This is a genomic window from Mycobacterium helveticum (assembly GCF_007714205.1).
Taxonomy (GTDB): domain Bacteria; phylum Actinomycetota; class Actinomycetes; order Mycobacteriales; family Mycobacteriaceae; genus Mycobacterium; species Mycobacterium helveticum.
In genome coordinates this window covers 1-21,161 of record NZ_VMQU01000096.1, presented here as the reverse complement: position 1 = coordinate 21,161, position 21,161 = coordinate 1, and the positions used below count along the sequence as shown (strand labels likewise).

At 65.4% G+C, this 21,161-nt stretch carries 19 protein-coding genes and 2 pseudogenes; 10 read left to right on the top strand and 11 right to left on the bottom strand.

Translation table 11 applies throughout. The features are described from left to right. From FPZ47_RS19680 to FPZ47_RS19670, 3 genes are all read right to left on the bottom strand, one after another. Nucleotides 1-1,132: NAD(P)/FAD-dependent oxidoreductase (locus FPZ47_RS19680; protein WP_145039549.1), on the bottom strand; the 1,132-nt coding region annotated here is incomplete at its 3' end. Nucleotides 1,133-1,214: 82 nt separating this feature from the next. Next, nucleotides 1,215-2,309, bottom strand: a complete 1,095-nt coding sequence (gene pstS, locus FPZ47_RS19675) for a phosphate ABC transporter substrate-binding protein PstS (RefSeq protein ID WP_246133390.1) — start codon at nucleotides 2,307-2,309, stop codon at nucleotides 1,215-1,217. A gap of 36 nt (nucleotides 2,310-2,345) precedes the next feature. Further along, nucleotides 2,346-3,095 carry an arsenate reductase/protein-tyrosine-phosphatase family protein gene (locus tag FPZ47_RS19670; RefSeq protein WP_144951304.1) on the bottom strand — a complete coding sequence of 250 codons (750 nt, stop codon included), beginning with the start codon at nucleotides 3,093-3,095 and terminating at the stop codon, nucleotides 2,346-2,348. A 201-nt stretch (nucleotides 3,096-3,296) separates the two neighbouring features. On the opposite strand from FPZ47_RS19670, the pseudogene FPZ47_RS19665 reads away from it, so the two are divergent. Together FPZ47_RS19665 and FPZ47_RS19660 are read left to right on the top strand one after the other, a co-directional pair. Beyond that, a pseudogene (locus FPZ47_RS19665) lies at nucleotides 3,297-3,634 on the top strand (ArsI/CadI family heavy metal resistance metalloenzyme). Nucleotides 3,635-3,680: 46 nt separating this feature from the next. Then, nucleotides 3,681-4,049: an ArsR/SmtB family transcription factor gene (locus FPZ47_RS19660; protein ID WP_144951302.1), complete on the top strand. Its 369-nt coding sequence runs from the start codon at nucleotides 3,681-3,683 to the stop codon at nucleotides 4,047-4,049. Nucleotides 4,050-4,242: 193 nt separating this feature from the next. Here FPZ47_RS19660 and FPZ47_RS19655 read toward each other — a convergent pair whose 3' ends face one another. Then, the gene (locus tag FPZ47_RS19655) at nucleotides 4,243-5,877 is read right to left on the bottom strand and encodes a fatty acyl-AMP ligase (RefSeq protein WP_144951300.1); all 1,635 of its coding nucleotides are present in this window, start codon (nucleotides 5,875-5,877) and stop codon (nucleotides 4,243-4,245) included. A gap of 828 nt (nucleotides 5,878-6,705) precedes the next feature. Between FPZ47_RS19655 and FPZ47_RS19650 the strand changes: the two genes are divergently transcribed. Then, entirely contained in the window at nucleotides 6,706-8,022 is a 1,317-nt protein-coding gene (locus tag FPZ47_RS19650; RefSeq protein WP_144951298.1) for a fatty acid desaturase family protein, read from the top strand. Between the two features lie 32 nt (nucleotides 8,023-8,054). On the opposite strand, the gene FPZ47_RS19645 is transcribed toward FPZ47_RS19650, so the two are convergent. Continuing rightward, nucleotides 8,055-8,447: a hypothetical protein gene (locus FPZ47_RS19645; protein WP_144951296.1), complete on the bottom strand. Its 393-nt coding sequence runs from the start codon at nucleotides 8,445-8,447 to the stop codon at nucleotides 8,055-8,057. Between the two features lie 595 nt (nucleotides 8,448-9,042). On the opposite strand from FPZ47_RS19645, the gene FPZ47_RS19640 reads away from it, so the two are divergent. From FPZ47_RS19640 to FPZ47_RS19630, 3 genes are all read left to right on the top strand, one after another. Continuing rightward, complete coding sequence (locus tag FPZ47_RS19640) at nucleotides 9,043-9,333, top strand: hypothetical protein (protein WP_144951294.1); 291 nt, start codon at nucleotides 9,043-9,045, stop codon at nucleotides 9,331-9,333. A gap of 556 nt (nucleotides 9,334-9,889) precedes the next feature. Continuing rightward, on the top strand, nucleotides 9,890-11,038 hold the full coding sequence (locus FPZ47_RS19635) for a glycosyltransferase (RefSeq protein ID WP_246133389.1): 1,149 nt from the start codon (nucleotides 9,890-9,892) through the stop codon (nucleotides 11,036-11,038). Then, on the top strand, nucleotides 11,035-12,060 hold the full coding sequence (locus FPZ47_RS19630; RefSeq protein WP_144951290.1) for a glycosyltransferase: 1,026 nt from the start codon (nucleotides 11,035-11,037) through the stop codon (nucleotides 12,058-12,060). Before FPZ47_RS19635 ends, FPZ47_RS19630 begins: the two co-directional genes overlap by 4 nt. A gap of 78 nt (nucleotides 12,061-12,138) precedes the next feature. Here the strand turns inward: FPZ47_RS19630 and FPZ47_RS19625 are convergent, their stop codons facing one another. Both FPZ47_RS19625 and FPZ47_RS19620 read right to left on the bottom strand, forming a co-directional pair. Next, the gene (locus FPZ47_RS19625; RefSeq protein ID WP_144951288.1) at nucleotides 12,139-12,609 is read right to left on the bottom strand and encodes a DUF5994 family protein; all 471 of its coding nucleotides are present in this window, start codon (nucleotides 12,607-12,609) and stop codon (nucleotides 12,139-12,141) included. A 167-nt stretch (nucleotides 12,610-12,776) separates the two neighbouring features. Next, complete coding sequence (locus tag FPZ47_RS19620; RefSeq protein ID WP_210419946.1) at nucleotides 12,777-13,580, bottom strand: transglutaminase-like domain-containing protein; 804 nt, start codon at nucleotides 13,578-13,580, stop codon at nucleotides 12,777-12,779. Nucleotides 13,581-14,404: 824 nt separating this feature from the next. Here FPZ47_RS19620 and FPZ47_RS19615 point away from each other — a divergent pair. From FPZ47_RS19615 to FPZ47_RS19600, 4 genes and pseudogenes are all read left to right on the top strand, one after another. Further along, nucleotides 14,405-14,653, top strand: coding sequence for a hypothetical protein (locus FPZ47_RS19615; protein WP_144951284.1), 249 nt, complete (start codon nucleotides 14,405-14,407; stop codon nucleotides 14,651-14,653). Nucleotides 14,654-15,310: 657 nt separating this feature from the next. Beyond that, complete coding sequence (locus FPZ47_RS19610) at nucleotides 15,311-15,763, top strand: STAS domain-containing protein (protein ID WP_144951281.1); 453 nt, start codon at nucleotides 15,311-15,313, stop codon at nucleotides 15,761-15,763. A gap of 291 nt (nucleotides 15,764-16,054) precedes the next feature. Further along, nucleotides 16,055-16,723 (top strand): annotated as a pseudogene (locus FPZ47_RS19605) (Crp/Fnr family transcriptional regulator); the annotation flags it as partial. Nucleotides 16,724-16,866: 143 nt separating this feature from the next. Further along, nucleotides 16,867-17,037 carry a hypothetical protein gene (locus tag FPZ47_RS19600; RefSeq protein ID WP_168209507.1) on the top strand — a complete coding sequence of 57 codons (171 nt, stop codon included), beginning with the start codon at nucleotides 16,867-16,869 and terminating at the stop codon, nucleotides 17,035-17,037. Between the two features lie 486 nt (nucleotides 17,038-17,523). On the opposite strand, the gene FPZ47_RS19595 is transcribed toward FPZ47_RS19600, so the two are convergent. From FPZ47_RS19595 to FPZ47_RS19580, 4 genes are all read right to left on the bottom strand, one after another. Further along, nucleotides 17,524-17,955, bottom strand: coding sequence for a DUF732 domain-containing protein (locus FPZ47_RS19595; protein WP_210419945.1), 432 nt, complete (start codon nucleotides 17,953-17,955; stop codon nucleotides 17,524-17,526). Between the two features lie 410 nt (nucleotides 17,956-18,365). Beyond that, complete coding sequence (locus FPZ47_RS19590) at nucleotides 18,366-19,232, bottom strand: carboxymuconolactone decarboxylase family protein (protein ID WP_144951275.1); 867 nt, start codon at nucleotides 19,230-19,232, stop codon at nucleotides 18,366-18,368. 40 nt (nucleotides 19,233-19,272) lie between these two features. Then, nucleotides 19,273-20,646 carry a TldD/PmbA family protein gene (locus FPZ47_RS19585; protein ID WP_144951273.1) on the bottom strand — a complete coding sequence of 458 codons (1,374 nt, stop codon included), beginning with the start codon at nucleotides 20,644-20,646 and terminating at the stop codon, nucleotides 19,273-19,275. Nucleotides 20,647-20,695: 49 nt separating this feature from the next. Then, a partial coding sequence (locus tag FPZ47_RS19580; RefSeq protein ID WP_246859874.1) for a metallopeptidase TldD-related protein occupies nucleotides 20,696-21,161 on the bottom strand: 466 nt, incomplete at its 5' end.

Sequence of the window (21,161 nt, the reverse complement as noted above, 5' to 3'; positions counted from 1 at the left end):
TCAGCGCGCAGCCACCATCAACCAGATCACCGAAAACAAGATCATCACAAGCCGGCTGAAAAATCAGGGTCAGACCGGTGCGGGCGGCGACGAGATCGAAAACCTTGACCACTTGGGTGCCAAGGCTACCCGCGAAGTGTGCGTGGCCGCCGAGCGCGTTCTCGCCGGCCACGCGGCCTTGTTTGTGAGCGGTGGTGCCCAGCGGTAGCCAGGTGGTGCCCAAGAGCCGGTGGTGGGTGTGCACGCAATCGCCGGCGGCGAAGATGTCGAGCACGTTGGTGCGCATGGCTTCGTCGACAACAATGGCGCCCCTGACTCCCAGGTTGACACCGGCGTCGGCGGCAAGTTCGGTGTCGGGCCGGACTCCGACCACGACGAGCACGAAATCGACTGTGCACGAAAGTTTTTGGCCGTCTTGACTGGCGGTGACGCTCAGTGCGCCGGTGTCGTTGCGGGTGATGGCGGTGACCGCGGTGTCGGTGAGCACTTCGACACCGTGGCGTTCGAGTTCGGCATGCACGAGGGCGCCGAGTTCGGGGTCGACAGTGGGCAGAACTTCGGGCAGCGCTTCGATCTGGGTGACGCGGATGCCGCGGGAGGTCAGGGCTTCGGCCATCTCGAGGCCGATGTAGCCCGCGCCGACGATTGCCGCAGTGGCAGGCTCGCGTCGCTGCAGGGAGTCCATCACGGCGAAGGTGTCGCTCATGGAATGCAGCAGGTGCACACCGTCGGCGGGGCCGAGCGCGTCGGGGCCGGTGATCCCGGGGATGGGCGGGCGGACGCTGACGGCGCCGGTTCCCACGATCAGGGCATCGAAGGAAAGCTGCTGCGGGACGCCGTTGGAGTCGAGAATGTCGAGGGTGTGCGCCTCGGCATTGATGCCGGTGGCGCGGGTGTCGGTGAGCACCCGCATCCCGGTGGCGGCCAGGTCGGCGGAGCTGCGATGGGCCAGGTCGGACCAATGGGCGACTTCCCCGGAGAGGTAGTACGGGATGCCGCAGATGGAGAAATTGGGATAGGCGTCGGCGACGACCACGGTGACATCGGTGGTGGGGTCGAGTTCCCGGGCGCGCAGCGCCGCACTGATGCCGGCATCACTGCCACCGATCGAGACGATATGACGAGCGGTCATGGGTTTGTCTCCTGATGTGTCGTGCGCGCCGCGGTGGCGAAGCGGCGCCGTGTGCCGGGGATTAGGTGAGCGGTATGACGTCTCAGCTGATCGCGTTGACGGCGCTGGCGACTTTCGACTGGAACTGTGCGGGCAACGCGAAGTATCCGTAATTTTCCAGGTCGACTTGGCCCGGCCCGACGGTGGATTGCAGGAACGCTCGCACCGCCGCCCCGGTCTGGGGGTCGGCGTACTTCGAGCAGACCACCTCGTAGGTCGCCAGCAGCATCGGGTACGCACCGGGCTGGGTGGGCTTATAGAACGACAAGGTGTCCAACACCATGTTGTTGCCCTGACCCGAGATCCGCGCAGCAGCAATCGTCTTGCCGACCGTGTCAGCGTTGATGACCACCGGGTCCGGCCCGGCCGAGGTCACGATCCTGGCCGCAAAGAGCCGCTGCTGTTGAGCGAAAGAATATTCGTTGTAGGTGATCGCGCCCTCGGTGTCCTTCACCATGGCCGAGGTGCCTTCGTTGCCCGGGGCGCCCTCGCCGACCCCGCCGTTGAACACCTTGCCGGTCCCCTTGCCCCACGCGCCGCTGGAGGCGGCATCGAGGTAGTGCTGAAAGTTATCGGTGGTGCCCGAGGGGTCGCTGCGGAACACCACGCGGATCGGTTCGGGGGGCATCTCCTCGCCGTTGAGTGCCTTGATCGCGGGGTCGTCCCATCGGGTGATGGTGCCGTTGAAGATTTTCGCCAGGGTCAGGGCGTCGAGCGTCAGCCGGTTGACGACATACAGGTTGTAGGTGATCGCCAAAGGGCCGAACACCACTGGCAGATTCCAGGCATCCGAGCCGCACCGCTGCTTGGCCGTGGTGTATTCGTCTCCGGCCAGCGGCGAGTCTGAGCCGCCGAAATCGGTTTGGCCTGATAGAAATTCCCGCACTCCGGCGCCCGAGCCGTTCGATGTGTAGGCGAGCGTATGCCCGGGACAGGCCTTCTCGTAGGCTTTGACGAAGCCGGGCATCGCGTTGGCCTGCGCGCTGGAGCCGCTGGCCTTCAACATCTGCTTGCCGCCGCAGTCCACTTTCACCTGGGTGGCATATGAAGGGGTGGAGTGTTCACGGGAGCACGCCGAAAGCACCAACACGATGACAGCCAGCACGCTCAGCGCGCTCAGGGGTCGCTTGGGCGAAATGTGCACGGTAGTTTCCTTCGGTCGTCGGCGCATGCGCTATTGCTGTGTCGTGCCGGAGGCGATGCCTGTGCGACGGCGCGCGTTGCGCGACGTCGTTTGCCCGGTTGCTGGTTGCGCCTCCGCCGAAGCAGCAAACCGAGCGGTACGCACGATGAGCTCGTCGACGGCGCGATCGAAGGCATCGGTCCGGCCGATGCGCACGGGGTCGGGGATGGACCAATGCAGTCGCCGGCTGTCGGCGGGCAGTTCTTCGTGGGCGTTATCGCAGACCGTGACGATCACGTCGGTCGGCTTGACGACGTCATCGAGATGGCGAGGGATGTGCGGCCGCATCGGCAGCTTTCGGCGCGCCGCGGCAGCCAACGCACCCGGGTGTACCTCAGCGGCGGGATGAGTCCCGGCCGAGGTTGCCGGCAGCGAGCTGCGGCGATTCCACACCGCCACGGCTAATTGGCTGCGTGCCGAATTCTGGGTGCAGACAAACACCACCCGCTTGGCACGCCACGTCGTCGCGGGCACCAGCAAATCCAGCGACTCGGGAATCAATTGCAGGTAGCTGCGACGACGATCGCCTTCCGAACGGACGCGGCGCACGATGCCCGCACCCTCGAGTACCCCCAGATGGTGGGCGATCAGGCTCGACGACATCGATAGCGCGGTCTGAAGCTCCATGGGTGATGCGTCCGCAACCAGCATCCGGTCGACAATGACCAGGCGGCCGGGGTCGGCCAAAGCGGCATGAATCTGCACTCGCCGCGCCGCGACCGTGCGTAGCTCAATGCTCATTAAGTCAACTTCTACTGAGCTATCAGGAAAAGATCAAGGGCCCCCGGCAGGATCCGATAAACTTGTCACTTGGCGTTCACTGACACGATATGCGCGAGGCCGCATCACGTGCCGGCTTATCACGTGCCTACCTGCGGTGGCGCGAAGTCATTCGCAGCAACTCGGGTCGAGGACGGCGCAGAGTGCGGCTATTGCGACGCGGTGGGCGCCCTCAACGTCGACAACCTCGATGACGCGATCGCGTTCTACGCGCAGCTGTTCACTACCGAGCCCGCCAAACGCAAGCCCGGCTGCGCCGATTTCGCCATCGCCGAGCCACCGCTGAAGCTGGTGTCGTTAGTGAGCCCCGGGAAGGGCGGCATCCTGCACCACCTGGGATCGAGATCGGCACGGCCTGCTGCTTTGGCACTCAAGACACGGTCTGGACGACCGGGCCAGGCGGACAGCAGTGGGAGGTGTGCACGGTGCCGGCCGACCCGGAAACACTCGGCTCTAGCCGCGCGTCATTCCGCCCGCCAGGCTCTGCCCGCTCATCTTGACTACTGATTGCTTGCTCACCGCATCGATATCAGCCAATATCGATGTGTGTCGAAATCGCGAGTGCCGCCGGCCGCAGCGCCGAAATGTGTCTTCGCCCCGCTTGCGCGCGAGCCGCTCTCGGCTGAAGCGGCCACACAGTTGGCGGCCAAGCTGAAGGCCCTGTCCGACCCGGTGCGGTTGCGCCTGCTGAGCGTAGTGGCCAGCCACGAGGGCGGCGAAGCCTGCGTCTGCGACTTGTCGGCAGGGATTGAACTGACCCAGCCCACCATCTCCCATCACCTCAAGGTCCTGCGCACCGCAGGGCTCCTGGACAGCGAACGGCGTGCATCGTGGGTGTATTACCGAGTGAATCGGACTGTATTACAACAACTTTCACAGCTGCTTGGAACTGACAGCCTCAGTCCTGCGATGTGAAAACCGATGCCCACGCTGCCGCGCCAGTGCGGACCGAGCGCCAATCCCGGGATCAGGCGTCCCAGCAGGTCTCAGGGCTATAGTCTTCTCAGGGCTACAGCCTTCTCAGGGCTACAGCCTTCTCGCACGCGGCATTATCGAGCGCGTCATCGCCCCTGTGCAGGACGAATCCACTTTTCGCGCCCCCGAGCAGTCAGTCGATCAGCGCCAACGTATGGCTGCGCCGCAGCTTCCCCGACGGGGTCTTGGGAATCATCCCCGGCTCGAGCACAATGACGTTGCGGGGCCGGACGTCGACCTCGGCAACTACCTCGTGGACAACTTCATGCTCGATGCGGCGCACCTCGGCGGAATCCTGCCAATTGTCGGACTCCACCGCGACAGCGAACGTCTCCCGCGAATGCCCGGCGTCCAGGCGCACCGCCACGGCGCAACCGGGCCGGACCCCGGAGACGCGTCCGGCGGCGCGTTCGATGTCGGTCGGGTAGATGTTGCGGCCGGCCATGATGATCACGTCCTTGACCCGACCGCAGACGACGATCTGGCCGGTCTCGGTGAGGTAGCCGAGGTCGCCGGTGTCATACCAACCCCGGTCATCTTGCGCCGCAACAAAACCGCCCATCGTCGCGTAGCCCTGCGTCACGGATTCTCCGCGCACGTGGATGACGCCGACACCCCGGGCGGGCAGGATGTTGCCGTCGTCGTCGACGACGCGGGCCTGCAGTCCCTGCAGCGGGCGGCCCAGCGTGGCCAGGCGCCGGGTCTTTCCCTTGGTCGCCGGGACGGCTCGGTGCAGTACGGCGAGCAGGTCCGCGTCGACCTCGTCGACCACCAGGCCTGCGCCGCACTCAGTGAACGACACCGCCACGGTCGTCTCGGCCATGCCGTACGCCGGCAGGATCGCCTCGGGCCGTAGCCCGAAAGGTTTCCCGGCTTCGCAGAGGGTTTCGATATCGGCGGGTTCGACTTGTTCGGCGCCCGACAGCGCCCACCGCAGGCTGGACAGGTCGAATTGGCCGGGCCGGGCCAGTTTGCGAAGGCGTCTGGCGAACAGCGTGTAGGCGAAGTTTGGCGCCGCGGTCATCGTGCCCTTGTATTTGTCGATGAGCTTGGCCCACAGCAACGTGTCGCGCAGAAAGTCCATCGGAGTGACCTTGACTAGCTCTGCTCCGAAATACATTGGCACGGTTAAGAAGCCGGTAAGGCCCATATCGTGGAACAGTGGCAGCCAGCTCACGATCACGTCGGTGTCGATGTCGACTTTGGCGCCGACGAACATCGCCTCGGCGTTTGATACGACATTGCGGTGTAAGACCTGCACGGCTTTGGGCGACCCGGTAGAACCCGACGTCAACTGCAGCAGCGCAACGTCGTCGTCGGCGGTCTCGATCGGATCGATCGGGGCGCTGGCGAGCAGTTCGTCGATCGTGAGCACTCGCATGCCCAGCTGCGACAGTAGTGGGCCCGCGGCCATGAACGGCTCCGAGATGACGACCGTTTTGGCGCCGATCATCTCGATGACGGCAATGGTCTCGTCGGCCCAGCGTCCAAGGTCGGTGCGCGGGGTGGGCTGGTGGATCATGGTGAGGCTGGCGCCGCGCATCCAGATTCCCTGCCCGGCCGGCGCGATCTCGGCCGGAGCACCCGCCAGCACCGGGACGGCATCACCGCGGCCGACGCCGGCTATGGCCAGGCCACCTGCGATCCGACGGGCCCGCTCGTGCACCTCACCCCAGGTATGCCGGACGGGGCAAGTCGGCTCCCCGGTGACCATGCCCTTCGAACTCGTCTGGGCGGTGCGACACATCGTTTCGGTGAATTGGCTCAAGACGGCTCCTTTGGTTCCGGCGCCGCGGCGCCGTGGTTGACCCCCGACCGCGAGTCGAGACGTTCAACCGTGGGCCGCCCTTGCCCGAGTGAAGCGTTGCACATGTCGGATTTGAGCCGCGATGTCCGGACCGAGATCGCCGGGCGAGCAAATACTGCGGGTGCCGCCGCGGCAGAGCCTGCCCCTGTAAGCAGACTCAAGATGGTCCATCACTCCGGCCGAAGCGAGGTGTCACGCACGTCAGGCCTGTTGATGGTACATGCCCGCAGGTAATAAGCCACCGAGGCGCGCCGCTGGCGCCGGCGGGCGCAGCAACCAAAGTTCGGTGCACGGGACTACCCCCTGAAGATCGCCGCCGGACGCTACCGGGAGGCGGCGGCGTCAAGCATGGCAACGAAGGGTGCAGACCAGCCGGCCCCCGAATCACCACGGCGACCGCACCGCACCGGGCGGGTAACTGGCCCGAGGTGCCCAAGAGGCGTAGCGTAGCGACGTCATTGCGGAGTCCATCAGCCAGTGGGGAAGCGAGTTCGGCTGTGCGCCGTTGCGCCCGAGACAGCATGCAAAGTCGCTCATCAGCTCGGAATGCGGAGGCCCACCAGACCTGAGTCCGCCACCCAGTAAGGTACCGCAGAACCCGCTGATCATCTGCAGCCGAAGCCGCAGTTCGGTCGGCTGTCGCGTCAACGATCAGAAAAATCACCGCGCCTGTCATTTCGGGCTCCGGTCGGCGGCGAGTGCCGCAGCCGCCGTGGTGGTTCCGAGTACTTCGGTGCCGGTGAACGCTGGCGAACCGAGAGACAAGCCCGACGAAAGGCAGCAAAAACGATGGCGATTACGGACATTCCGGCCTTCGCCCACCTGACCGACACCGACATCGAGAATCTGGCCGTTGAACTGGACGCGATCCGCTTGGACATCGAGGATTCGCGTGGCGAGCGCGACGCGCGCTACATCCGCCGCACCGTCGCCGCGCAACGGGCCCTTGAAGTAGCCGGCCGACTCATGCTGGCCGGTAGTGCGAAACGCTCTGCGTGGTGGGCGGGAACGGTGACCCTTGCTCTGGCCAAGATCGTCGAGAACATGGAGATCGGCCACAATGTCATGCACGGCCAGTGGAACTGGATGAACGATCCCGAGATCCACTCCTCGACATGGGAATGGGATATGAGTGCGGCGTCAAAACACTGGCGCTCCAGCCACAACTTCCAGCACCACAAGTACACCAACATCCTGGACATGGATGACGACGTGGGCTACTTCGTCCTGCATGTCACCCGTGACCAGCCCTGGGAGCCCTTCAACATCGGCAACCTGCTGTTCAACGCCATCCTCGCAGTTGGATTCGAATGGGGAATCGGCTTGCAGACAATCGATTTCGCCAAAATCCTCGAACGCGGCCCGGAACGCGAAACCACCCTGCAGCAGGTGCGCGAGTTTTCAGGCAAGGCGGGAAGGCAGGTGCTCAAGGACTACGTCGCCTTCCCGGCGCTGACCGCGCTCTCGCCGGGGGCGACGTACCGGTCGACGCTGACGGCCAACGCGCTGGCCAACGTGATCCGCAACGTGTGGGCCAACGCGGTCATCTTCTGCGGCCATTTCCCCGACGGCGCCGAGAAGTTCACCAAGACCGACATGACCGACATCGCCGGCGAAACCCGGGGCCAGTGGTACCTGCGCCAGATGCTGGGCAGCGCCAACTTCGACGCCGGGCCCGCGCTGCGGTTCATGAGCGGCAACCTGTGCCACCAGATCGAGCATCACCTCTATCCCGACCTGCCCAGCAACCGGCTGCACGAGATCTCGGTGCGCGTGCGCGCGCTCTGCGACAAGTACGACCTGCCCTACACCACGGGCTCGTTTCTGCTGCAGTACGGCAAGACCTGGCGCACCATCGCGAAACTGTCGCTGCCCGACCGCTACCTGCGCGACACCGCCGACGACGCGCCGGAGACCCGCAGCGAGCGAATGTTCGCCGCGCTGGAACCCGGCTTCGCGGGCACCGACCCGGCGACGGGCCGCCGGCGCGGGCTCAAGACGGCAATCGCAGCGATCCGCCATTGGCGTAGCGACGGGCGCGAACACATCGGCGAAGCGGGGCATCGACGAGGTTTGAGCGTGCAACAGCGCCAACAGCCTCGCTAAGACAGATCCGCCCACCGCCGCAACGGCTGCTTTCAGGTGTCCGACCAGCCAAACGAGTCGGGCGGCTCCGCGTGCCACATACTCGCGGTTTGGAGGATGCGCTCGGCCACAGCGTCAATGGACGCTCGGGCGCCGTCGCAGCGATCGACGTCGCCTTGCGGAATCGGGAAGATGAATCGGCCGTTCTTTCCCCATTGCCAGACCGCTGAGAAGTCTTCGCGGCCGAGGGGCCTGAAGATGACATCGGTGCGCGCATCCGTGAGCACGACTTCAAGCCAGGTCGCATACACAACCCTCTCACCGCTGATCAGGTGCGGCTCGTTGTTGACGCGGACTTCCCCTGCCGCACCCAGCCTGGTACGAAGGGCCTGCGCGAGCGGCTGCATGAGCTCGTGCTCGAATTGGTCTGCTTGGTCTTTGTTCATTCCCACTCCTTCGAAGTCGACGCACGTGTTTTCGGGTCGATAACCCCAGAAGACCAGGAGATCTCAGGTCTTGCCGATGGTCTGGCCGGTACGGCCCATCAAGCGGTGTCATGCCCTCGCCGAACGACCGTTCTGGTGCGAACTGGCGGGATTTCCAGGGCACGAATGCATAACTGCCCTCGACCGCAGCCATTTTCCGCATACCTCTGCGGCGCCTTGCTTGGCAACGAATCCAATCGTGCTCCGGTGCTTCACGACACGGCAAGGGCCCTAAGTCCCCATCCGAGCGCATGGCCTGCGACTCGGCATGCTGTGGGGCGCATCGACTGCCACGCGATCGCGCTGGCCCGCGCGGCGGGGCGGCCAGCCCAGCCGTCCGCCTCCTCGACGGCCCCAGTCCCCGGTGATCAACTGGACATCGCCATCCGGCGCTGAAAGGCCGGTGCAGCGGGGCTCTCCGGGTGGTGCGGCCTGAGCATGCGGACCTTCGGCTGTCCAATGTGTGACCTTCGGCCGTATGGGCCGACCGCCGAAGTCGGTTAACCTCGGGTTGGCATAGCAGGAAAATGACGAAAGCGATTCGGGAGACTCGGATATGACCCACGGCAGTGAGAAGAAGGCGGTGGCGCCCCGAACGGCCGAACTGGTCGACGAGGTGCGTGATTCGGCCAAGGCCGGCACGGAGGCCGCGACCAAGGCTTTGCGGAGGTTCCGTGACACCGCCGATCAGGCCCTTCCTGGCTCCGTACAACCGCTGCGCAAGAAGATCGTTGACGCCGCCATCGAATTGGCTGACCAGCTCGTCGACGCGCAGTACAAGTTCCACCGCAGCATTGTGCGCAGCGCGGACCGGGCGCTGAGCAAGCCCGAGGACGAGAAGAAGTAAGCGAACGCCGCCTGATACCGCATCGCCGGGATGCTTCGCCCCGGACGGGGTCGGTCGGCGTGTGAACCACTGGAACTCGACTCGCCACGGGGACGGACCAACTGGTGGCAATTACGGAGAATGACTTCAGGGTCCAATGACGCAAACGAACGGTATTGCCCCTCAGCGCTTCTCAGTGCGAGTTAACGCCTCGTTGACCGCGGCACGGAGGGCTACCTTGACGTGCTTGTCGGCCCGTTTCTCCTTCAAAGACTTTCCGGACTTCTTGCTCATGGCTTGTCGGGGCGACCTATCGGACATCGCAGACCCCTTCATCATGGGGGCCTGGTCGGTCCCGGTGCCCCGATTGTACCCCACCGCAAGGAGTTAGTGGGTCCGCAGGCGCGTCGCACCGACGAATTGGGGGTGTATCCTCAAAGGAGTTGGAAATCCAGGCAGCCCGGGCTGAGTCAGCCGTACACAACTGATCGCACCGAGCAACCGCTCACGCCGGGTACGCAGGTGACCACCTCTAGCTGGGATCACCTTGACCGCCTCGTCTAGATTTCTGTCGTTGATCGATCCCCCTGAGGGACAAGGGTTTTCTGACGCACCGAGTTTCGGCATTCTGGGTAAGTATCCACCGACACCATTCGGGCTGGCGGCGTTCAGCGCCGCTCTGGCCCACGGCTTGAGCACCAATGGTGCCGACGTCAGCGTTGTGCGAGTGTCCGACGGCCCGCCGTCCTCGAGTACGCGTGTCGTCGGAGAGCTGGTCAACGGCTCAGCGGCATCGGTTAGGGCCTGCGCCGAGTTGCTGAATCAGAGCGACATCGCCATCATCCAGCACGAGTACGACAGCTACGGAGGCGTCGACGACGACGGAGTCATGGGGATCATCGAAGGACTGCGCGTCCCATCGATCCTGATCGCTCATACTATCCTGAAAGATCCCAGGCGACAACAGCGTTCGGTGTTCGAAGCCGTCGCCGCACGGGTGGACCAGGTGATCGTGATGTCGGAGGGGGCCGGCCAACGGCTGCGTGGACGCTTCGACATCGACCACCGCAAAGTCACCACCATCCCCCATGGCGCGACTGTCCCGACAAAGGCCCCTTGCGTGCGGAGCGGGCGACCCATCGTGTTGACCCGGGGCCTGCTGGGCCCGGGTAAGGGCATCGAGCGCGTGATCGAGGCAATGGGGTCGCTCAATAATCTGCCCGGCCGGCCGCGGTACCTGGTTGCGGGTCAAACGCACCCGGAGGTGCTGGCCACCGACGGCGAGGCGTACCGCAATGCCCGGATAGACCAGGCGCTGCGCAGCGGCGTCGCGGATTCGGTGTGCTTCGATACGGGTTATCGCAACGTTGCGATGCTGACCGCCCTCGTCCAGTCCGCGGCGGTCGTGGCCTTGCCCTACGACTCGACCGATCAGGTGACCTCCAGCGCTCTGGTCGACGCAATCGCGAGCGGCCGCCCGGTCGTCGCTACCGCGTTCCCGCATGCCGTCGAACTGCTCGCCACCGGGGCCGGCATTGTCGTCGCGCATGACGACCCCGATGCGCTGGCGTGCGCCCTGCGACGGGTGCTGACAGAGCCGCGCCTCGCCGGTGCCATGGCCGCCGAGGCCAGGAGGTTAGCGCCGGAGATGGCTTGGCCACTCGTCGCGCGTGCGTATCTGGGCCTGGCTCATCGGATCCTGGCGCAGCGACGCGCACGGGTATGACCACCACGGCACCAGCCCCGATGTTCGATCACCTGCTGCGGCTGACGGACCGTCGTGGCACCGTGCAGCACGCGCGCCTCGCCGAGCCACTGCCCGAACGCGGCTACTGCACCGACGACGTGGCGCGGGTGCTTGTTGTCGCCACGCGAGACCATGGCCCCGACCGAATGCTGAACGGCCTGGCCGGTGTTGCGCTGCGGTTCTTGAACGACGCGCAGGACCTCAACGGCGCATGCCGCAATCGGATGGACAGCACCGGAAGGTGGGTCGACGAGCCGGGTCTGGAGGACGCCTGGGGGCGGTGCATCTGGGGTCTGGGGACCGCGGCCGCCCACAGCAATGTCGCCTGGGCCCGCCACTCGGCCATCATGCAGTTCGAGCGCGCCGCCCAGGAGCGGTCGGTGGTATCGCGCGCGATGGCGTTCGCGGCGCTCGGCGCTGCAGAACTTCTCACCTTCGACCCAACGCACCGCGCGGCTCGCGCACTGCTCACAGACTATGCCGCGTCGGTGCCTGCACCGAACACAGACCTGGCCTGGCCGTGGCCCGAGCCTCGACTGACCTACGCCAATGCCGTTGTGCCCGAGGCGATGATCACCGCCGGTGCCGCGCTCGCCGACACGACGCTGCGTCAACGTGGCCTCGATCTGTTGGCATGGCTGGTCGCATACGAAACGGCAGACGGCCATCTGTCTCCCACCCCTGTCGGGGGTCGAGGCCCGGAGGACACCAGGCCCGGATTCGATCAACTGCCCATCGAGGTGTCCACGCTCGCCGACGCGTGCGCGCGCGCCGCCGCCACCGACACCGACCCGACCTGGCTCGCCGGCGTCAGGGCCGCAGCGGCCTGGTTCATGGGCGACAACGACGCGGGAGAGCCGATGTGGGACCCGGATACAGGTGGCGGATACAACGCCTTGCGGGCGGCCGGCGTGGACAGCAACCAGGGTGCCGAGTCGACCCTGGCGGTGATCGCGACTTTGCAGCATGCCCGGCGTTTAGGACTGTGCCACACTGCTTGAGGGCCACACTGCTTGAGGGCCACACTGCTTGAGGCGAGTTGATTGCCAATGATTTCGCGCGATGCCGAACGCGTGGGTCTATCCGCGGGTTTCCCTTTCTTCAGGGCTGATCATCAGCAGGCCCGCGACGGGCGAGGCATTGTCTGAGCTGGCTGCGATCATCATGATCGCGTGTGCCTGGTCCGGCTCGGCACTCGGCGAGACGACCAGCAAGACGATCTTGGTGCGATCGAGCCCCAAGACTTCAACGGTGCTGGCCGGCTGGAGGCGGTACCCGTCGAGTCGAACCATTCGCCCGCCGGTCGCGAACTTTACAGGCGGCGTGGCCCATTCGTTCACGTTGTAGATCACGCGGCCAATCGGTCCGAGTCGAACTGAGAGCACCGACAGCAGGTCCGGCAACTCCGCGGTCAGGTTCGTACTGTGCGGCCACCAAGCCCCGTCGACATACCCGCTCTGGGGCGCCTTGGCCTTCAGCCTCAAGCGCGGTGTATGCAGCGGTCGGGAATGCAGGTGCCGGGCATCGATATGGTCGGTTTTCAGCGTCATCGCGACGCTCCCGTCTTGACCGCGAAACGGCCAGTTCATTCGACTCGGCGACGACATGGCTTCGAACAGTCAGGTACGAGGTACCGCCAATGACCCCACACTACTCGGCCGGTCCAGATAGAACGAGGCCAGCCGGTTGTCGTGATCAGCTGACCGGACGCCTGTTTTCAGCGGATGGAAACCAGTTGGTCGATCGAGTCCGAAGGCAAGTCCCCGTCGACGACCGCGGTGACAACCAGTCGCTTGAGCTCGATCTGGCCCTTGTGATTATCGAGAAACGCGGTGTCGGAGGCATCACGACCGGTGGCTATGCGGACCAGGGTTTGCCGGGGCGCCAGCAGCGTCGCATCGACCACCCGCCATTGCCCCTTGACGTATGCTTCGGCCACCGCGTGAAAGTCCATCGGATACAAGCCAGGCGCATACACCGACACAAGGCGGGCCGGGACCTTGACCGCACGCAGCAGCGCCACCACCAGATGCGCGAAGTCGCGGCACACACCTTCGCCGGCGAGCAACGTATCCACCGCCCCGTCGATCGGATCGCTTGAACCGGGAACGTAGTTCAACCTGGTGCCGACCCACGAGCTCACATTCTCCAACAGCGTCGCCGAATCGCCGTAGGTGCCGAACTCGGTTGCGGCGAAGCCATAGAACTTGTCGGCTTCGGCGTAGCGGCTGGGGCGCAGGTACATCGAAAGGTCGTAATCGGTCACCGGAGCCGGATCGGTCTGACCCACGATCGTCGCCGCGTAGTCGACTCTCAATGCGCCCACCGCTGCGTCAAACTTGTGGATGCGGTTGCCATGTGCGCCGCTGACTTCCAGAGGCTCGACGGGCCGACCGTTCAGGACGAAGCTCAGCGACTCGAAGACCTCGGTGCGCGGATGTGGGGCGATCGCAATCTGAAACTCCAGCGTGGTGGGCTCGGTGATTTCGACTTCGATCTCGGCGCCCACTTCGCGTCTCATAGCGTGATGATGCGCCAATCGCTGCCGATTCGCCAGCATGCGCCGCGCCGGTCGGGAACGGCGGCCCCCGCGCATGCGTCCGGCGGACCCCGACCGGACCGCGCCACCGTGGTGTCACGCAGTCAGCCCCGGGCTGGCCGCCGTCGAAGCTGTTCCATCAGCCGTCGGCTCAGGTAGTCGTGTGGCGTACACTACTCAGCGAATGGGCAACAGCGCCTGCTGAACTCGTCACCGCCGGAAGTGCCGTCCAACTTGACGGACGCCGCGGCCATCCGCCCCGCACGGCCGAAGTTCTTGATAATGGCGGCGATACGATTGTGTTGCCGGTCGTCCCATTCCACCTCGATCCCGACCACGCACTCGCGAGTGTGACGACAGCCGCGGCGCCGGGCGATGTGTCACGTGTCGATACGCTCCTGATGATCAGCGCGAAAGACAGGGAAAGCCGCACCGAGAGAGACGTCGCGCGGGAGCGCTGGGATTCCCGGATCGGGCCGAACAGCCGAAGCCTCGAAATCGACTCCTGCGGCAGCGCGCCGACCAGACCGCGACTTTGGTATCGATGAGCCCCTGCTTCGGCACCGCGCGGATATTGACAACTCGACGGCCCCGGTCGGGGAACCGCGGCCGCGCGTGTCGCCCTGCCGTCCGGTGTCGTCGCGCATGCCGTGTTCGAACTCGAGACCCAACCAATCGAATTGACGAAGCAGCGTCAACGTTGGACGGTATTGATGCGAGGTTCAGGCTCGGAAGGTCATTTCAGACTCTGATTTTTCAGCCGGCTATGGATTGAGGGCCGCGTCACAGCGCGGAAGTGGGGCGTTGTGCGGCTGATCGTGCGCCGCCAACCCAAACGGTGCGGTGAGCAGCTGGCCTTCGACGATCTTGATCGCTGGCGGCTGCACGCGATCATCACCAACGTCGAGGCCCATCACCGGCTGCGCGGCGGTGTCCCCGAAGACACCATTCGGGCGCTCAAAAACGACTTCGGGATGATCCACGCCCCCGTGCAACCGTTCTTCGGTGACTGGCTGTACCGGCAGGCCGCCGCGCCGGTGCACAACGTCGGGTGATGGCTGCGCGCCCTGGCGCTGCCCCGCGCAGTCCGCCGAGTGCGCGGCAAACGACTGCGCCCGGCGTTTTTCAACGTCGCCGCCCGGCTGGTGCGTCACCGCCGGCGTCGGCACCTGCGCAACGCCGCTTGCGCTACCGCCCAGAAGCTTTCGATCGCAATCAGCCAATCCCAACAGCGCAGCCACCACCAACCCGACCACCAAACAAGGTCATGACAAACCCGGCTGAAAAATCAGGGTCAGATGAGTCAACGAAGGCGGCTACGCGGGGCATGTGAATGAGTCAACGCGACGCATTGACAAGGCTCGGATCAGCGTGTTACATGGGGAGCGCTGAGCATGCAGCCGGTCTGGGACTGATGCCACCGCCTTAGCGGCCGTGGCATCGCAAAGGCGAAGCCAACCGCCCATATCTTGATCTGAATTCGTGTCACCCTGGAAATCCGCGGGCAACGCGCTCCTTGCTCACTCATCCTGAGTCTGCAAATCGTGCTACACCCGTTGCGGACGTCGACGTTGAGCGATCGAGCGATCGATCCCGCGCGGACTGCTCAATGCGGTCGCGACTGACATCCGCACCGGCTCAAGGGTTGTCGACCGCTTCGGCCAGTAACTTGGTGGCGCCCGAGTCGAACACGAACTACAGTCCGCCGTGACATGACCGAAACGAGCACACCAAACACCATGAAAATTCATCAAACCCCCATCCGCAGTGCTCAGACCCTTTGCGCCGGTCGCGACGACTCGATCGGCAACGGCGACCGAGTAAGAATGCGGGAACACGGCCGCCACCAGACCACGGTGGTGACGATCAGCGGCGAAGTCGACGCCGCAAACAGCGACCGCGTCCGCGAATTCGCAAGTCGCCCAATACTGGTCGGCAATCCGTTGATCCTCGACCTGAGCGGCGTCAAATTCTTTGCTGCGCGCGCTATCTCGACGTTGATCGCCCTCGATGACGCCTGCCGAGTTACCGCGGTGCCCTGGGCCATAGTTCCCAGCCGCACCGTGAACCGGGTGCTTCGGCTCACCGACTGCGCCACCTCCCTGCCCACGGCGAGTTCGGTGCCCGAGGCGCTGCACCAGCTGACCACCGGTACCTGTTGTTGAGAACCGACACGCGGTGGAGACCACACCAGCGCCACACCATGCGGCGTAACCGCGCCGGGGTGGGCGATGCCAGCCAGACCGCGGCCACATCTGCGCTGACCCGCTGCCCTCACCGGGCAGCCACTCAGGCCGGACGTCCCGGTGAGCTCCGAAGTTCAGGATTACTGTGAATCTTCTACTTGCCGCCGAACCGCCCCCGCTCCAGCCGCCATCTGCGTTTCCGCTGAGTTTTGAGCTGCCCATCGTGCTGCGGCAACCCTCGGTACCGTCCGCGATCCGGCAGGCAGCGCGATGACCGCGATATTGGGCCGGGCTGGGATCTTCCATGCGGTCGATCCTGCCGTAATCGCTACGTTGACTGCAGAACTGCCGGTCGTACACTTCGCGCGCCGCCAGGCGATCTTCGGCGAAGGCGAGGGCGGCGATCAGTTGTACATCGTTACCTCCGGCAAGGTGAAGCTCGGCCGCCGCGCATCGGATGGTCGTCACCATCTGCTGGCGATCGCAGGACCCTCGGACATGTTCGGTGAACTCTCCATCGTCGATCCCGGCCTGCGCTCGGCGAGCGCGACCGCCCTCACCGACGTGGACGCCGTCGCGATGCACCGCAACACCTTTTGGGCATGGGTCGCCGATCGCCCCGAGCTCGCGTTGCGGCTGCTACGCGTGCTGGCTCGGCGCGTGCGCCGCACCGAAGACGATCTGTCCGACCTGATTTTCGCCGATGTCGCGGGCCGAGTCGCCAAAGAACTGCTCCGGTTGTCCCAAAGGTTCGGCGCCCAGGACAACGGTGTGGTGCACGTCACCCACAACCTGACCCAGGAAGAAATCGCCCAACTGATCGGCGCCTCCTGCGAAGCGGTCAACAAAGTCCTCACCGAGTTCACTCAGCACGGCTGGATCCGACCGGAAGGCGAAAGCATGCTGATCATCGACTCCGAAGCCCTGGTCCGCCGCGCCCACCTGACAACTGTGTCAAACGGGCGGCAGTCGCCTACCGTCGACAGATACGACCACGACGAATCATTCACGCCCCCAATAGGAAACAACCGGAGTCGATCATGGGCATTCCCAGCACAGGTAGATTGATCACCCAATACGGTGTGCAGACACCGAACAGCAGCAGCAGCAGCATTCTGATGGTGACCACCGACCGCGCTGAGGCCGAACACTGGCTGGACTCGATCATCGACGGCAGCATCGTGCAACGAACCATCTCCTACAGTAGCTGGCAACGCGAAGACGACGACGGCGACCTTGCACTGACCGGATGAAGCACACCGCGCACCAATATCAGTGGCACAGTCCGAAAGCTGATGCGAGGCAAGTCAACCCGAGTTATCAGACTCAGTGGCCCGGCTCGTGAACAGGGATTCACCAATACCAAAGTCGCTGAATGACGTCAAGACTGGGGCGCACTTCGACGACCCGCTGCAGATCCTCGCCAACCTCCACGCACTGCCGCCAAAAGACTGAACGCCATCCGCAGCCAAAAAATCGAAAGATGTTCTTCCGCAGTTGATTTAGCTACGATCGCTTCGATTATGCCGCGGACCTCAACCCGCCTGCGCATGCAGCTCACACCCGATCAGGCGTGCGGCGCCAGCTCAGGCGTGTCCTGGAATCATGCAGCCTGTCGGTATTCTGGTGGCGGCCGGACTGGAATCGCCACGCGGGCAATGCCGTTCGTTCGCCACAGAGATGAGCTCGCACCCCGCGCCTCCCCGTGGCGCCGGAGGCGAAAGGAACCCTCGGGAGGTTTACGAAGCGGCCTCCGGTAGAAGGGGTTGGTGCGCGAACTGGTCCTTGATCTTGGGCACCATGTCGGGCGCGTAGGTGTAGATCGCCGCCTCGACCTCGAACTCGGCCTGGGCCGAGTCCGCCGGCGTGCCGTCGTTCACCATCTTCACCAGGGACTTGGCCGTCGCCAGCGGATCGGATGCCGTACGCACCTGGTTGGCGAACCACTTGCCTTCGGCGACCATGTGGCAGTCGTTGAAGTCGGTGCCGTGGATCATCTTGTTCTGGGCCAGCAGGTTGATGTACTGCTCGTCCTGCTGGCTCAACGTGCATCCCGCCGATGCATGCGGTGCCGAAAGGACGCCCTGGCCCACCATGAGGCCCATCAATCCGGCGCCGGCAGCCCCCACCGACAACGCACGCATGCGCGAGCGTGAACGAGTGGTTGTCATGTCAAAACCTCTCTCTACGTGGCAAAGCAGCCGCTTTCAACGCGTGTGCGGCGTGATGCAGTGCCCAAAGTCATTCGACCCCCGACCAGCAGTCGCGCGGCGGCCGATGATCGTCACAAAAAGGTGGCGCTGCCCTGTATGTTCACCGCCACCAACAGCATCGGTGCCAATTCCAGATTTTAGCTGGCCGGAGCCAAACACCGGCGGGCAACGGAGATAACACCCGATTGCGGGCACGTGAATGGCTGGTGGCCATTACGTGAACCGGTTCACGTCCGGGGATGCTGCCGGAGACCGCACCCACGCCAACGCTCAACTGCCGCAGGCAACCAGCCGCGACACCGCACGCGGAGACCATACCGTGGGGCCGCCGGCAGGTGTTGCCCGGACACGGCCGCGCACTCCCAAGGTCAGCGCAAGACGGTCTGGCCGTCGGCATCGAGCAGATATTGCTCGGTACCCTGCTCGACCCGGGCGGCATCGGCACCCAACGACACGGCGACCTTGTTGCTGGCGTTGCGCATGATATCGAAGGTGAGCTCGACAGCCTCGGCCACCGAGAACCGAGAGCGCACCTCGGCGACATCGTCGGCGACGAGGTGCGCAGGCGTCCAAATCAACCCATCCGCGTACCGCAGCGCTGCTTTCGCACGTGCGTCCAGCAGCGCTGACGTCGCGAAGCGCTCGATGTCCTCATACAGCGACTCCGAGCCCCCGGCCTCGAGCGCGCTGCTCTCGCGCAGCGACTTACACAGCCGGCAGTTGTGCTGGGCCGCGCCGCGCAGCCGGACCACCTCGGAGGTGACGGGGTCGAGCGCGCGCATCCGGGCCACCGCGGGCAGAAACTCGTTGAACACCAGATCGGCGGGATCGGTGGTGTGGTCCCAGGTCACCGGGCCGTTCACCCAGCCCAGATACTCCGAGCCCACGCCGAGGGCCTCCAACCCGGCGCGCACCCGCGGGGCGAAGTCCGCGACGTATATCGCCATGACGACACCGAAAGTCCGCTCCCCCAAACGGTTTAACAGCCGGGACCGTTGCTCGCCGGTGATCGCCGAGACGTCGGCGCTGAACTGCTCGGCGAATTCGGCGACGACGGCTTCGGCTTCTGAGCGGGGTTCGCCCACCTCGACTGCCGCGGGCAGCGGCGGCAGCGACATCGTTCGCGCGCACACCCCGCGGACCAGCGCCGCGATGCGACCGTCGTCCGGCGACCGCGGCGCCAGGGCCACCAACCTCGTCAGCTGATCGTGTCCGAGCGAAGCCGGGGCCGTCATTCGTCACACGCTAGAACGCTTCGGGCCGCGGGGCAATCGGCTAATGCGCCTGGCTCACCGACGACATGTGGAAATCCGGTATCCGCAGCGAGGGCATCGCGGCCCGGGTGACCCAGTCCCCCCACTCCCGCGGCAAGGTCTTCTCGCTGACGCCGGCCTGGGTGGCCCGCCGCAGCAGGTCCAGCGGGCTCTCGTTGAACCGGAAGTTGTTGACCGCCGCGGTCACCTCGCCGTCCTCGATCAGGTACACCCCGTCGCGGGTCAGCCCGGTGAGCAGCAGCGTGGTGGGATCGACCTCGCGGATGTACCACAGCGTGGTCAGCAACAGGCCGCGCTCGGTGGCCGCGATCAGGTCGGCGAGGTCGGCCGACCCGCCGGTCATCACCAGGTTGTCGGCGGCGACGGCCACGTCGGCGTCGAACTTCGCGGCCGTGGCCCGCGGATAGGCCAGCGCGTTGATCACCCCGTTGCGGATCCAGTCCACCTGCCCGATCTCCATGCCGTTGTCGAACACCGACACCGTCTCCGAGGAGTTGCTCGCCGCGACGAACGGCGCGCACGCCAGGCCGGGGGCCATCGGATCGGAGAACAGCGTCAACGGCAGATCGGTGAGCCGCTCCCCGACCCGGGTCCCGCCGCCGGGCGCCGAGAAAGCCGTCCGGCCCTCCTGCGCGCCGCGGCCCGACATCGACCACGCCAGGTAGATCGTCATGTCGGCCACCGTCGAGGGGGGCATGATCGTCTCGTAGCGTCCCGCGGGCAGCTCGACGCGGCGCTGTGCCCACCCGAGCCTGGTCGACAGCTGCTCGAGCAGCAGGTCGGTGGGCACGTCGACGAAGTCGGCCGAGCCGATGCCCGCCCAGGCGCTGGCGTCGCCCCGCTTGGCGTTGATCTCCACCGCACCGGTGGGTTGGGTGTAGCGGCGGCGCAGCCCCGTCGACGACGCCAGAAACGTCGTCGCGACGCTGTGGTGGGCGAACCCGTACAACCGGTCGGCGCCGCCGAAGCCGCGGCTCAGCGACGCGGCGACGTCGGCGAACACCTCGGCGCCGGTGCCCGGCACCGGCGCGTCCCAGTCGACCGGCGTCCCGGCGTCGGCGATCAGGGGCGCGGCGTCACCGGCCTCCGGCGCGGAGCGGGCCGCCTCCTGGGACGCGGCCACCAGCCCGGGAATCACCCGCGGGTCCACCTCGGCCGACACCATCGTGCCGATGCGCGCGCTCTCCCCGTCGCGCACGATGGAGATCACGGTCATGTGCCGGCTGACCGAAACCCCGTTGGTGGTCATCGAATTGCCGGCCCAGCGCAGCGTCGCCTCGACCCGCTCGGTGACGAGCACCATCGTCTCGTCGGCGCGCCCGAGCCGGGCCGCCTCCTCCAACGCGATGTTGACGACGTGCTGCGCGGTAATCATCGGCGCCGCTCCTGCGCACCGCTTCGCTCTACATCGTCGCCGGCGGTGATCATCGCCCGCCCTCCGTACGCGTGTTCAGCACGTTGACGCCGCGAAAGAGCGCCGACGGACAACCGTGGCTGACCGCGGCGACCTGGCCGGGCTGGGCCTTTCCGCAGTTGAACGCGCCGCCGAGCCGCCACGTCGACTCACCGCCCACGGCTTCCATGGAATTCCAGAAGTCGGTCGTGGTGGCCTGATAGGCGACGTCCCGCAATTGCCCGTCCAGGCGGCCGTCGCGGATCCGGAAGAACCGCTGGCCGGTGAACTGAAAGTTGTAGCGCTGCATGTCGATCGACCACGACTTGTCGCCGACGATGTAGATGCCGTTCTCGACGCGCCCGATCAGGTCGGCGGTGGCGATGTCCTCGGCGGCGGGTTGCAGAGACACGTTGGCCATCCGCTGGATCGGCACGTGGTGCGGGGAGTCGGCATACGAGCACCCGTTGGAGCGTGGCTGCCCCTGCCCCTGCCCC

Coding starts and splice junctions, on each gene's coding strand:
- FPZ47_RS19650 (WP_144951298.1), top strand. CDS start 6,706: ATGGCGATTACGGACATTCCGGCCTTCGCCCACCTGACCGACACCGAC.
- FPZ47_RS19590 (WP_144951275.1), bottom strand. CDS start 19,232: ATGACGGCCCCGGCTTCGCTCGGACACGATCAGCTGACGAGGTTGGTG.
- FPZ47_RS19610 (WP_144951281.1), top strand. CDS start 15,311: ATGACCGAAACGAGCACACCAAACACCATGAAAATTCATCAAACCCCC.
- FPZ47_RS19630 (WP_144951290.1), top strand. CDS start 11,035: ATGACCACCACGGCACCAGCCCCGATGTTCGATCACCTGCTGCGGCTG.
- FPZ47_RS19670 (WP_144951304.1), bottom strand. CDS start 3,095: ATGAGCATTGAGCTACGCACGGTCGCGGCGCGGCGAGTGCAGATTCAT.
- FPZ47_RS19585 (WP_144951273.1), bottom strand. CDS start 20,646: ATGATTACCGCGCAGCACGTCGTCAACATCGCGTTGGAGGAGGCGGCC.
- FPZ47_RS19620 (WP_210419946.1), bottom strand. CDS start 13,580: ATGAGACGCGAAGTGGGCGCCGAGATCGAAGTCGAAATCACCGAGCCC.
- FPZ47_RS19640 (WP_144951294.1), top strand. CDS start 9,043: ATGACCCACGGCAGTGAGAAGAAGGCGGTGGCGCCCCGAACGGCCGAA.
- FPZ47_RS19595 (WP_210419945.1), bottom strand. CDS start 17,955: ATGACAACCACTCGTTCACGCTCGCGCATGCGTGCGTTGTCGGTGGGG.
- FPZ47_RS19625 (WP_144951288.1), bottom strand. CDS start 12,609: ATGACGCTGAAAACCGACCATATCGATGCCCGGCACCTGCATTCCCGA.
- FPZ47_RS19645 (WP_144951296.1), bottom strand. CDS start 8,447: ATGAACAAAGACCAAGCAGACCAATTCGAGCACGAGCTCATGCAGCCG.